The sequence below is a fragment of the Meiothermus sp. genome (assembly GCF_025056915.1).
Classification (GTDB): domain Bacteria; phylum Deinococcota; class Deinococci; order Deinococcales; family Thermaceae; genus Meiothermus.
Genome location: NZ_JANWVH010000028.1, coordinates 21,113 through 32,925, shown reverse-complemented (window position 1 = coordinate 32,925; position 11,813 = coordinate 21,113). Strand labels below are relative to the sequence as shown.

Annotated in this window: 9 protein-coding genes; 4 read left to right on the top strand and 5 right to left on the bottom strand. The window is 63.4% G+C overall.

Features of this window, described 5'->3' with window-relative positions:
- Positions 1-165 precede the first annotated feature (165 nt).
- Complete coding sequence (locus tag NZN28_RS06485; protein WP_295396341.1) at positions 166-870, bottom strand: ABC transporter ATP-binding protein; 705 nt, start codon at positions 868-870, stop codon at positions 166-168.
- A complete protein-coding gene (locus NZN28_RS06480; protein ID WP_295396342.1) occupies positions 870-2,009 on the bottom strand; it encodes an ABC transporter permease in 1,140 nt (379 codons plus the stop codon). Before NZN28_RS06480 ends, NZN28_RS06485 begins: the two co-directional genes overlap by 1 nt.
- Before the next feature lie 121 nt (positions 2,010-2,130).
- On the opposite strand from NZN28_RS06480, the gene NZN28_RS06475 reads away from it, so the two are divergent.
- The gene (locus NZN28_RS06475) at positions 2,131-2,604 is read left to right on the top strand and encodes a DinB family protein (RefSeq protein WP_295396338.1); all 474 of its coding nucleotides are present in this window, start codon (positions 2,131-2,133) and stop codon (positions 2,602-2,604) included.
- A 360-nt stretch (positions 2,605-2,964) separates the two neighbouring features.
- Here the strand turns inward: NZN28_RS06475 and NZN28_RS06470 are convergent, their stop codons facing one another.
- A complete protein-coding gene (locus NZN28_RS06470; protein WP_295396337.1) occupies positions 2,965-4,077 on the bottom strand; it encodes an IMP dehydrogenase in 1,113 nt (370 codons plus the stop codon).
- Between the two features lie 486 nt (positions 4,078-4,563).
- Here NZN28_RS06470 and alaS point away from each other — a divergent pair, with 486 nt between their 5' ends.
- Positions 4,564-7,215, top strand: a complete 2,652-nt coding sequence (gene alaS / locus NZN28_RS06465) for an alanine--tRNA ligase (protein WP_295396334.1) — start codon at positions 4,564-4,566, stop codon at positions 7,213-7,215.
- 48 nt (positions 7,216-7,263) lie between these two features.
- Here the strand turns inward: alaS and NZN28_RS06460 are convergent, their stop codons facing one another.
- Positions 7,264-7,911 carry a DUF4388 domain-containing protein gene (locus tag NZN28_RS06460; RefSeq protein ID WP_295396332.1) on the bottom strand — a complete coding sequence of 216 codons (648 nt, stop codon included), beginning with the start codon at positions 7,909-7,911 and terminating at the stop codon, positions 7,264-7,266.
- A gap of 374 nt (positions 7,912-8,285) precedes the next feature.
- Complete coding sequence (locus tag NZN28_RS06455) at positions 8,286-9,191, bottom strand: hypothetical protein (protein ID WP_295396330.1); 906 nt, start codon at positions 9,189-9,191, stop codon at positions 8,286-8,288.
- Between the two features lie 197 nt (positions 9,192-9,388).
- On the opposite strand from NZN28_RS06455, the gene NZN28_RS06450 reads away from it, so the two are divergent.
- Positions 9,389-10,435, top strand: a complete 1,047-nt coding sequence (locus tag NZN28_RS06450) for a LacI family DNA-binding transcriptional regulator (RefSeq protein ID WP_295396327.1) — start codon at positions 9,389-9,391, stop codon at positions 10,433-10,435.
- A 12-nt stretch (positions 10,436-10,447) separates the two neighbouring features.
- A complete protein-coding gene (locus NZN28_RS06445) occupies positions 10,448-11,737 on the top strand; it encodes an ABC transporter substrate-binding protein (protein ID WP_295396324.1) in 1,290 nt (429 codons plus the stop codon).
- Positions 11,738-11,813: the final 76 nt, after the last annotated feature.

The window sequence follows — 11,813 nt, the reverse complement described above, 5'->3', positions numbered from 1 at the left end:
TTCCAGGCGGCCACTGTTCTGTTCAGAACCAGGCTTTCTCAGAATGGCTCACAATACCTTAGGGGTAGCAGGCCCACAACCTGCGCCCGACCACCCTTTCAGCTTGTGCAGCCTCGAACGTAGCTTGCGCGGTTGTACCTCGGCGCTCTCCCCTTTTCACTCGATTCAACGCTCCAGCGCCTCGACTGCCTGAGCCGTGCGCATTTCCTCCACCCGCAACAAGCGCCCGTCCCTGAGGTGCAGAATGCGCTCGGCCCTGCGGGCAAGCTCGAGGTCGTGCGTGACCAGAATCACCGTGCGGCCCTCCTGGGCCTGGCGCAGCAGCAGCTCCACCACCCGGGCCCCCGAAACCGAGTCGAGGTTGCCGGTGGGTTCGTCGGCAAACAGGATGGGCGGGTTCAGGGCCAGTGCGCGGGCAATGGCCACCCGCTGCTGCTCCCCGCCCGAGAGTTTGCTGGGCAGGTGGCGGCCCCGCTGGCCCAGCCCCACCGCTTCCAGCAGTTGGCTGGCCCGGGCGGTGCGCTCCTTGAAGCCATAGCCCGCCAGCATCAGGGGAAAGGCCACATTCTCCAGGGCCGTCAGGGTGGGAATCAGGTTCCACTGCTGAAACACAAAGCCCATGTGCTTCAGGCGTACCTCCGAACGGCCATCCTCGGGCAGGGTCGAAAGGGGGGTGGTGTCCAGCCGTACCTCCCCTTCGCTGGGCACGTCGAAGCCCGCCAGCAGGTTCAAGAGGGTGGTCTTGCCCGAACCCGAAGGCCCCACAATGGCGGTCAGGCCGGGGGGAAAGCGATAGGTGAAGTGATCCACTGCCACCACGTCAATCTCGCCCTGGTGGTAGCGCTTGTGCAGGTTGATGGCCTCGAGCATCACACCCTCCCCAAGGCCTCGACCACCTTCAGGCGGCTGGCGGTGCGGGCCGGCAGGAACCCGGCCAAAAGCCCCAGCACCACCGCCACCAGCAGGGCAAAGGAAGCCAGGCGGAAGGTGATGGCCGAGAGGGCCAGGCCCACCTCCCGTCCGGTGTACCAGTTGACCAGCCCCGAGGCTGCCTGCCCCAGCAGCAGGCCCAGCAGCCCCCCCACCACACCCAGCAGCAGCGCCTCGAGCAGCACCAGGCCAAAGATGAAGTTGCGCTTGGCCCCCAAGGCCCGCATCAGGCCAAACTCGCGGATGCGCTCGTAAACCGACATCATGACCGTGTTGGCCACCAGCAGCCCGCCCACAATCAGGGCCACCAGGCTGATACCGAAGCGCACCAGGTCGGAAATCCGCACCGCCCGCTCGGCAAAGCGCATCACATCGCCGGCGGTCTGGGCTTCCACGCCGGCAATTTTTTGCTTGACAAGCTGGGCCACCTCTTCGGCCCGGCGGCCCGGCTCGATGGAGAGCAGAATGGAGGTGAAGTTTTCGGTGTTCAGCACGGTCTGCACTGCCTCGATGGGCACAAAGATAAAGCTGTCGGTGATGCCGCCGGTTTTTTGCAGCACCCCCACCACCTTGAGCGAGACCTGGGGGTTGAGGCGCAGGGTTTTGCCCACCGAAAGGTTGTTGCGCTGGGCAATGCCACCGCCCACCACCGCCCCTGCCGTGCCGGGTGTGGGGCTGCCGGAGGCGAGCTGGGCGTTGGGGTAGAGGTCTTTGGGCCCAAACCCCTGGGGCAGGCCCTGAAAGATGAAGCTGCTCGAGGGGTCGAACCCCCCCCTGGCAAAGGTGGCGGTGGGGATGACCTGGGTAAGGCCGAGTTCTTTTGCGGCGGATTGGATCTGCCGTAAGGTGTCGGGGCGTAGCTCGGGGTAGCCGGGGCTGATGGCCTCCACACCCTCGGGCAGCACCAGAATGGCCGGCCCCACGTTGGACAGCTCTGCTCCCAGGGCCTTGCGAAGCCCCTCGCCAAACGACAAAAAAAGCACCATCGAGGCCGTCGAGACCACAATCCCCAGCAGGGTCAGAATGCTGCGAATGGGCCGCGCCCGCAGATTGCGATAGACCAGCGCCAGCACTTCCACGCCCATCAGAATAACCGCTATTGCCGAAAAAAGTGGGATATGGGCCCGGCTGTGTGGTTCAAAATGGAAAGGGCCGGGGCCAAACTGGAATATGCCTGCCCAGGCGGTATAGGCTAAGACTATGAACAACACCCTTTTGACCCGATTTGAGCTTTCCCTGGCCGGACTGCCGCAAATAGTGGGCCCGGCAACCCCTGAGCAACTGCGCCGGCGCAGCCTGCCCGAAAAGTGGTCGGCCCACGAGAACTTCGCCCACCTGGCCCACTTCACCCTGGTCACCCAGGATCGCATGGCCCGCATCCTGCAAGAAGAAGCCCCCCTGATCGAGCGCCTTAAGCCCGACAGCGAGCCAGCCTTTTTGCTGCTGGTGGAGCGTTCACCCGAGGAGGTGCTGGCCGAGCTTAAGTCGCTTCGGGCCCAGCTCAATCAGCAGGTCGCCGCCCTGAGCGAAGCCCAACTGGATCGGGTGGGCGTCCACAGCGCAGCCGGGCCCATGCCGCTGCGGGCGTGGCTCGAGCTCTTCCTGGTGCACGAGGCCCACCACCTCTACCTGGCCTTCTGGCGCATCCGCGAGGTGTTGCAGCAAGCCCGATGAGCTCGGTCTATCCTTCTACCTTCTGGCACCAGGAATGCACCCTTTGCGGGGCTTGCTGTACCGCCCCAGACATTGCCGCTCTGCAAAAGCCCTTAGGCGTGCCCTGCAAACATCTGGATGGCAGGTGTCAATGCGCCATCTACGAAACCCGCCCGCAGGTCTGCCGCCACTACACCCCGGACTGGGTCTGCGGCGAGGTCGCGCCATTGCCAACGCTAGAGTGGAGGGTGAGGCGGTATCTGGAGATCTATGGCCTGGAGCCTGCAAGTGATGAGGGGTAGCCCGATAGCCTGATGGCCTTGGACGCCCCACCAACTTCGAAATCTCGTTGGACGGAACCTGAAGCCTGCGCCCAGACCTCTAATGCACCCCCGCCTCGGTAATGGCCGCCGCCGAGTTCCTGGCAAAGCGCACGTTGCCCCGGAACTCGGTCAGGTTGGTGGCGTTGACGTAGGTCATGGCGCTTTGCAAACCTTCGCGCAGCCGCGCAATCGCTTCCTGGGCGGTGTGGTGGAAGGCCCGCAGGGTTTGCGAGGAGCCCTCGATGAAGTTGCGTTTTTCAGTGACCAGGGTGGAGGCCATGCCGTACAGCAGCACGCCCTCGAGCTGCCCGTCCTTCTTGATGAGCACCTCGTCCTCGAAGCTCCCCGAGGCAAAGAACTTGCCCATCATCACCCCATCGCTGTAGGCCAGGGCCTTCACGAAGTCGCCCGAGCTGTTCACCCCCCCATCGGCAATGACCTGCGCGTCGGTGTAGCCCACCACCGCCTGGAACCTGCGAATTTCCTCGAGCAGCGATAGCTGGCCCACCCCCACGCCGGTATTGATGCGGGTGGTGCAGACCGAGCCTGGCCCCACCCCCACCTTCAGGATGAAGTGCTGGAAGCCCGAAAGCTTCATCAACCAGTAGGCATAGGCGAAGCCCTCGATGGAGCCCACGTTGCCCAGGATGATGCCGCTGTCCAGGCCCAGCCCGCGAATCTTGGCCAGCACCGGCAGCACCGCCGCGTTGGCCCCGTGGGCAATGTCAATCGAGGCGAAGATTAGGTTGGGTTGGGCGAAGAGTTCGGCCAGGAAATCTTCCTTCTCGTTCGTGCCGAGGGCCGCCCCCACCAGGGCCGGGGCGCTGGCCCGCACATCGGCTAAGCGTTCCTCTTCGGACAGGCCCACCCGCGGCAAAATGTGCACGCCCCCATTCCCTTCGTCCCACACGTCGCGGGCAAAGCGGCTCCGCATCATGCTCATGGAGGCCCCGAACGCCGGAAAAAGCTCCCGCGGGCCTTTGGTGGTGTAGAAGAGTTGCCGGGTATTGACCTGGGTGCGCGAGACCGGCTGGGTCAGGAAGGTGGGAATAATGGTTTTGTCGGCGAAGGTATAGTAGGTTTCAAAGCGTTCGTAGGGATACCGGGCCAGGTCAGCCTGGGTTTTTTCCAGGGCTTCCTGGGCGATGTCGTCGAAAATCCCGTAGTTCACAGACGAAGATTGTACTCGAGCCAAGCCAAGAGCGTCCATAAATAGCGCCACACTCCTGAAGGCCATCGGGGCCGGGCCGCCCTTTCCAGGATCCCACCTGACCACGCCTTGAAGCCAAAGAACGGCCATTCCGGCAGTGCCAGAGGCCTGCCGCCCTGGAAGGCAGCGGCAAGTTTTGGCTCGAGACCGAAGGTGCGAGCATGTGTAGCCTATCGCAAAGGTTCTTTACGACACCGATGCCGTTTATTTGGCTCGAGACCGAAGGTGCGAGCGTGCCTGAGCTGCCCTGAAATCTCTTCAAAATACAAATACCGTTCATTTGGCTCGAGACCGCAGGCACGCTCATCACCCTGCCGTCCGTTGCTGCACGGCGCCGGTATCATTAGTTAGGGCTGTGCTGCCCTCTCGCCCCCTCCTTTCGGGGAGCCAGTGAGGTTTGCCTGGCCGGGCATCTTTTCTTATGCTGGGTTAGTTTGAGAGGCCACGATGAAAACCGCCGAAATCCGTGAGAAATTCCTCCAGTTCTTCGAGTCCAAGGGGCATCTGCGCCTGCCGAGCTTTAGCGTGATTCCCCAGGACGACCCCACCCTGCTCTTTATCAACGCGGGCATGACCCCCCTCAAAGCCTACTTCACCGGCAAAAAGCCGGTCTTTCCCGGCCACGAAGGGGAGTGGTACCGGGTTACCACCTGCCAGAAGTCGGTACGCACCGGCGACATCGAGAATGTGGGCCGCACCAACCGCCACCAGACCGTGTTCGAGATGCTGGGCAACTTCAGCTTTGGCGACTACTTCAAGAAAGAAGCCATCGAGTGGGCCTGGGAGTTTCTGACCGACCCGAAGTGGCTGGGCCTGGAACCCGAGCGCCTCTACGTCACCATCTACAAGGATGACGACGAGGCTTTCGAGCACTGGACGCGGGTGGGCGTACCCCCGGAAAAAATCCACCGCTTCGACGCCGACGAAAACTTCTGGCCGCAAAACGCCCCCACCAAAGGCCCCAACGGCCCCTGCGGGCCGTGCAGCGAGATTTACTACGACCGGGGGCCCGAGTTCGGCAGCGACACCTGGGCCGACTACTACGAGACCCGCGAGAGCAACCGCTTTGTGGAAATCTGGAACCTGGTTTTCCCGCAGTACGACCGCAAGGACGGCGGCGTGCTGGAGCCTCTGCCCAAGCCCAACATTGATACCGGGATGGGCTTAGCCCGGGTGGCGATGGTGTTGCAGGGCGTCACCGACTTCTACGAGACCGACGAGTTCCGACCCCTGATTGCCAAAATTGAAGAGCTGACGGGCATCAGCTACGAAGGCCCCCGCTCGGTGGCGCACCGGGTGATCGCCGAACACGCCCGCGCGGTGGCCTTCATCCTGGCCGACGGGGCCCATTTCTCCAACACCGGGCGAGGCTACGTGGTGCGCCGCCTGCTGCGCCGGGCGGTGCGCTTTGGCTACCTGCTGGGCCTGCGCGAACCCTTCATGTACCGGCTGGCCGAGGTGGTGGCCGAGGTGATGGGTGGGGTCTACCCCGAGCTAAAGGAGCACCTGGGGAGCGTGCAGAAGCAAATTCGGATTGAAGAGGAGCAGTTCCTGCGTACCCTGGAAAGCGGCATCAAGCGCCTGGATGCGATGCTGGCGGGCTTGGCGCCGGGGGGTGTCCTTTCGGGCCGGGACGCCTTCACCCTCTACGATACCTACGGATTCCCGCTCGACCTCACCCTGGAAATAGCCGACGAGCGCGGGATTAAGGTGGACACCGAGGGCTACGAAAAGGCCCTGGAAGAGGCCCAGGAGCTGGCCCGGCGGCGCATGGCCTTCGACAAGACGCTTTTCAAGAAATCCAACGAGGCCCTCTCGGCCCTAGCCGCCGACTACGGGGGCACGAACTTTGTGGGCTACGAGGCGCTGGAAGCCCAGGCTCAGGTCAAGCTGCTGCTATTGGGCGAGCAAACCCTGGAGGAAGCCCCCGCCGGAAGCGAGGTGCAGGTGGTGCTGGACAAAACCCCCTTCTATGCCGAGGGGGGCGGCCAGGTGGGGGATTCGGGCATTCTGGAGTGGGAGGGCGGCTGGGCTAGGGTCAGCACCACCCAGAAAAACCCCGACGGCATCTTCCTGCACCTAGCACGGGTGGAGGAGGGCCGCCTCGAGGCCGGCACGGTGGTGCGGGCGTTGGTGGACATCCAGCGCCGCGAGACCGAGAAAAACCACACCGCCACCCACCTGCTGCACGCGGCCCTGCGGGCCGTGCTGGGCCCCCATGTCCAGCAAAAAGGCAGCTATGTGGGGCCAGACCGGCTCCGCTTCGACTTCAGCCAGTTCGAGCCGATTGCGCCCAGAGACCTGGCCCGGGTCGAGCTTTTGGTCAACCGCTGGATTCAGGCCGACTTCCCGGTCAGCTACACCTACAAGCCCCTGGAAGAAGCCCGCAAGGAAGGGGCTATGGCCCTTTTTGGGGAGAAATACGGCGACGTGGTGCGGGTGGTGAGTGTGGAGGGCACGGTGGATCAGGTGGCCTCCAAGGAGCTGTGCGGCGGCTGCCATGTGCGGCGCACCGGCGAGATTGGCGCGTTTGTGGTGGTAGGGGAGGAGTCGGTGGCGGCGGGGGTGCGGCGCATCGAGGCCCTCACCGGTAGCGGCGCGACCCGGTTTGTGCGCGAGATGCTGGACCGGGTGAACGGTCTGGCCCGCGAGCTTGGCACGGCCCCCGAAAGCCTGCCGGAACGGGTGAGCAAGCTGCAAGAGGAGCTCAAGGCCCGCGAAAAGGAAATCGAGCGGCTCAGGCTGGAGCTGGCTCGAGCCCAGCTTGGGGGCAGCTCGGCGGGAGCCCGGCTCCAGGAGGCCAACGGCTACACCTATCTGGTGGTCAGGCTCGAGGGCCTCGAGGCCGGGGCCTTGCGCGGCGCAGCCGACGAGCTGCTGGACAAGCACAAAGCCGACCTGGTGGCGGTGGGCTCGGGGCAGAACCTGGTGATCAAGGTCAGCAAGGCCGCCCAGGGCCGGGGGCTGGATGCGGGCGCGGTGATGAAGAAGCTCTCCGAGGCCGCCGGGGGACGCGGCGGGGGCAAGGGGGCCTTAGCCCAGGGTGGGGGATTCGATCTGGACAAGGCGTTTGGGGCGCTAGAGGCCGCGCTAGGGTAAGGCGTAGCGCAAAAACACGGCGATGTAGGGGCGGATTTCAACCCGCCCCTACAACCCCGGCCCCCCTCGCAGGCCCCGGGCCAGGCGGCTCCACAGGCCCGGGCGGGGCCTGCCCTGGGGCTGGCCCAACTGTTGCAAGCGAAAGGCGTCCAGGGCCTGCACGTAGCCCGACTGGCGCAGGCTGTAGAGGTTGTACAGCACGGTTTCCAGGGAGACCCGCAGATGGCTCGAGAGTTCGTGGGAGGAGGCCCCTTTGGGCGACTCGAGCCAGTAGCTGGCCTCGATCAAAAAACGCCCTGGATTGCCCGGCGGATGGCCGCTTTTGTCGGTTCGGCAGAAGCGGGTGCTGGGGTCAATGAACTGATCGGCGTAGGTGGGGCGAGCGTTGGTCAGGGCCACCAGATCCACCAGCATGTTGGGCAGAAAATAATTGAGGTCGCCTGTTCTGGCCTGGATTGGCCGGCCCGTAAACTCGAAGGCAGCCTCGGGCACCAGAACCAGATCCAGCAGAATTTCCCTGGCCTGCTCGAGGCTCAGCAGCTCCTGGTTGCGATAGGCCCGAACCAGCGTGCCCTGGCTAACCTCCAGGACAATGGCTGCCGAAGGCATCTGCACCACCAGACCACCGGTGCGCTTGACCAGGGGCCGGATAAGCTCGGTGAAAGGGATGTATCTTAAGTTCCCAAATAAGGGCATATGGCGGCTATATAAAATTTAGCAAACCCCAGCAACGTTTTGTTCCCGGACAAAATGATTTTTCAAGCCCGCCCTCATGCATCTGGCTAGGCAGCCAAGTTCAGGAAGCCATACAACCCAGAGGGCAGCTCAACGAGCGGCCTGGACTCTTAGGGCGCCCTTCACAAACGTGGCCGCCCACGAAAACGAGAAGGCGTCTGGGCCAAGACGCATGTTTTCGAGTTTCCAGGCAGCCACGGTTCTGTTCAGAACCAGGTTTTCTCGAACTCGAGTGGCTCTGAATATGCGAAGAGCGCTCTAGGCTGGCCATTCAACCGCATCCGGAGGCCCAAGCGGAACGCACTCTCGCCACAAGCATCTCCACGACGGTGTGCTTACCTGGGCAGTCCAGTCTCGCGAATCCTGGTCACTACCCACTGCATGGCATCGCTGCTGCGGGCTGTAACCCCGCTGTGATCCGCACGCGACTGGAAGCGGAATAGGTTGGTCTGAGAACCGTCGAGGCGGTAATCGAGATCGTCATCGTGAATGAAGTTAACCGGCGCGAGGTTGAGCGGGCTGCGGCTCACGACCTCGAGGCCTACCCGCACGTTGGGCGGCACCACGTCGTTCAGGTCCTGTTTGGCGCTCTGACCCGGCACCGCGATCACCTTACAGGGGTTGCCGCCCTCGTCGCTGTTGAGCGGGAACGGACGGCGCAGCCCCCGGACATCGTAGTAGTCCTGAATAATACGATTGTTGCGAAGGTTGTCGGCATCCCAGAAGCTGCATATGGCATCCAGGTAGATGAGGTAGTCGAAGCGCACCTCGGGGTGGTTCCAGGCCAGCAGGCTGGCCCAGACCGTGCCGTGGGAGTGGGCCAGCAGCACCACCCGGGTGGGGTTCTCGAATCCCCTGATCCAGTAATCGTAGACCCGCCGCAAGTAGCCCTGGGCCTCGAGGTAGCCGTTCTCCTGCTGCCTCGAGATACCGCTGGTGTGGGCATACAGAAAAGCCGAGACATCAAAATATTCCGTGGTATGGCCCAGATTCCGAAAGGCCTCGGCCACCGTTTGAGCGGTCTGGCGCGGGGTGCTGCTGCGGGGAAACACCTCGTCGTCGAGGTAGCCGTAGTTGTCAAACGGCGGGTTGCAGCCATCTCCCACCACCGGCAGCGAAGCACAGCGGCCCGCAAAGCCGATCACCACCACATCAGGGCTGCCCAGCGGACGCAGGTTGCGCTGCGGTGGAAGAGGCACACAGGCCGCCAGCAGAAGCATCAGCCACAACAAAGGCCACATGACCACTAGGGTACAACCCTTCTTCGCGTTGAGGCTGCTATTACGCTGCTACGAGAGGTGTTGTAGCGCTGACCGCAAGGAATGCCGGGTTGACCTGGTGTGACCCCAGAGGGGCTTGCAGAAAGTGGGCTGTCATGATAAGGTATGGAAAACGTTTACATCACGTACCAGAGTAGTTCTCTTTGGGCGAATAGTCTATGTCTGGCCATAAACCCTCTCCCCTGGCTGTTGATATCCGCCGCGTAGCAGCGGAGGCCGGTGTTTCGATTGCCACAGTCTCGAGGGTGCTCAATAACCCCAGTCGCGTTAGCCCCCAGACCCGCGAGCGAGTGCTGGAGATTGCGACCCGTCTGGGATACCGCCCCAACCCGAATGGAAAGCGTTTGCGCAAGGGCCGTGCCGAGACCATCGGCCTGGTGATTCCCTCTCCGCCGGGGCGTTTTGCCGATTCATTTTTTCTGGAGTTGCTGGCCGGACTGGGCGAGGGGCTTTCGGATGCCGGTCTGGATTTGCTGGTCGCCACTTGCCCGCCGGGCACGGAGGAGCTGGGCTGTTATCGGCGACTGGTGGAGGGCAAACGGGTAGACGGTCTGGTGGTAGCCCGCACCCGCCGTTACGACGAACGCATTGCCTATCTGCTCGCGCAAAACATCCCTTTCGTGTCGCACGGACGTAGTGACCTCATCAGCACCCCCTACCCCTATCTGGATGTGGATGGGCAGCAGGGTTTTTATATGGCCACGCAGCATCTGCTGCACCTGGGCCACCGGAACATCGCTTTCATTGGGGCCCCACGCGAACTCAACTTTGCCACTCACCGCCTGGCAGGCTACCGGCAGGCCATGCTCGAGGCCGGAATCCCCATCCGGCCCGAATGGCTGCTCGAGGGCGATCTCAGCGAGAACAGCGGCTACCAGCTGGCCCAAATTCTGCTGGCGCCACCCGAAATGCCCACCGCCATCCTGTGCGCCAACGATCTGATGGCCCTGGGGGTTCTGCGGGCCTTGCGCGAGCGAGGGCTCAAGGGGGGTCGGGAGGTCTCGGTGATTGGCTACGACGACATCCCCCAGGCCCAGTACACCGACCCACCCCTCTCCACGGTGCACCAGCCTTTTCGCGACACCGGCAAACGGTTAGTGGAGATGTTGCTGGCGCGGCTGGGTGGAGCGCCGGTTTCGGCGTTGCAGGAGGTCTGGGTTCCCGAGTTGGTACTGCGGGGGTCGGATGGTCCCCCGCAACCTTAAAAGGAGGAAGGCATGAAGAAGAGGGAGTGGTTGTGGTGGGGTCTCTTGAGCACCTTGCTGGTGCTGTCCGGGGTGCTGGCGCAGCAGACGGCGCCGCTTTTGTTTGTCTCGACCCAGTTTACCCCCATCGAGGAGGCCCAGCGGATGCGGCAGGTGATCCTGAAGGACTTCCAGGGGCGGGTGGAGTTCATCCCCGAGGACAACGCCCCCTTTACCAACCGGATTCTCTCCGAAGTTCGGGCAGGCCGGGTGAATGTGGGCCTGGCCGGAGGTCTGCACGGCGACTTCCCGCCGCTGATCGCAGCGGGGGCGCTGGACACCCTGGACGACGTGATGGCCCAGCTCAAAGACCGCCGCTTCTCACAGACGTTTGTGAACCTGGGCAAGATGGGCACGGGCAACCAGCTCTACATCCCCTGGATGCAAGCCACCTACATCATGGTGGCCAACCGACAGGCCTTGCAGTATTTGCCGGCGGGCGCCAACGTCAACACCCTCACCTACACCCAGCTCAAGGAGTGGGCCGCCAACATCCAGCGGGCCACAGGGCGGCGCATGCTGGGCTTCCCGGCAGGCCCCAGGGGTTTGATGCACCGCTTCACGCAGGGGTATCTGTATCCCTCCTACACCAAAAGCGCGGTCACCAAGTTCAGGAGCGACGAGGCCGAGAGCATGTGGCTCGAGTTCAAGAACCTCTGGCAGCACGTGAACCCCCAGTCCACCAGCTACGACTTTATGCAGGAACCCCTGCTGGCGGGTGAGGTCTGGATCGCCTGGGATCACATCGCCCGCTTGCGCGATGCGCTAAACCAAAAACCGGGCGACTTTGTGGCTTTCCCGGCCCCCATCGGGCCGTATGGCCGGGGCTTCATGCCGGTGCTGGCCGGGCTGGCCATTCCCAAGGGCAGCCCCAACCGGGCTGCGGCGGTCACCGCCATCGAGTACCTGACCCGCCCCGACGTACAGATCACCACCCTGGTCCAAAACGGCTTTTTCCCGGTCATCCAGATTCGGCTGCCCGACAACCTGCCCCAGGGCATTCGCATGGCCGCCGATGCCATCGCACGGCAGGCCCAGAGCAACGTGGCCCTGCCCAGCCTGTTGCCGGTGGGCCTGGGCGCAAGGGGCGGCGAGTACAACAAAGTCTTCCAGGATACCTTTGCGCGCATCGTCCTGCGCAACGAAGATGTCCGCCGGGTGCTCGACAGCGAAGCCGCCAATCTGCGCCGCATCATGAACGAAACCAGGGCTCCTTGCTGGTCGCCCGACCCGGCCAGCAGCGGGGCCTGTCCGGTGAACTAACGCGAAAGGCCGAAAGCTGCGAGCCAAGAGCCCCACCTTTGACGTTGGGCAACGATGCAGGTGGTGTGCGCGCAAA

Excerpts from the sequence above, each read along its gene's own strand:
- NZN28_RS06485 (WP_295396341.1), bottom strand. The coding sequence starts at position 870 with ATGCTCGAGGCCATCAACCTGCACAAGCGCTACCACCAGGGCGAGATT.
- NZN28_RS06475 (WP_295396338.1), top strand. The coding sequence starts at position 2,131 with ATGAACAACACCCTTTTGACCCGATTTGAGCTTTCCCTGGCCGGACTG.
- alaS (WP_295396334.1), top strand. The coding sequence starts at position 4,564 with ATGAAAACCGCCGAAATCCGTGAGAAATTCCTCCAGTTCTTCGAGTCC.
- NZN28_RS06460 (WP_295396332.1), bottom strand. The coding sequence starts at position 7,911 with ATGCCCTTATTTGGGAACTTAAGATACATCCCTTTCACCGAGCTTATC.
- NZN28_RS06455 (WP_295396330.1), bottom strand. The coding sequence starts at position 9,191 with ATGTGGCCTTTGTTGTGGCTGATGCTTCTGCTGGCGGCCTGTGTGCCT.
- NZN28_RS06450 (WP_295396327.1), top strand. The coding sequence starts at position 9,389 with ATGTCTGGCCATAAACCCTCTCCCCTGGCTGTTGATATCCGCCGCGTA.
- NZN28_RS06445 (WP_295396324.1), top strand. The coding sequence starts at position 10,448 with ATGAAGAAGAGGGAGTGGTTGTGGTGGGGTCTCTTGAGCACCTTGCTG.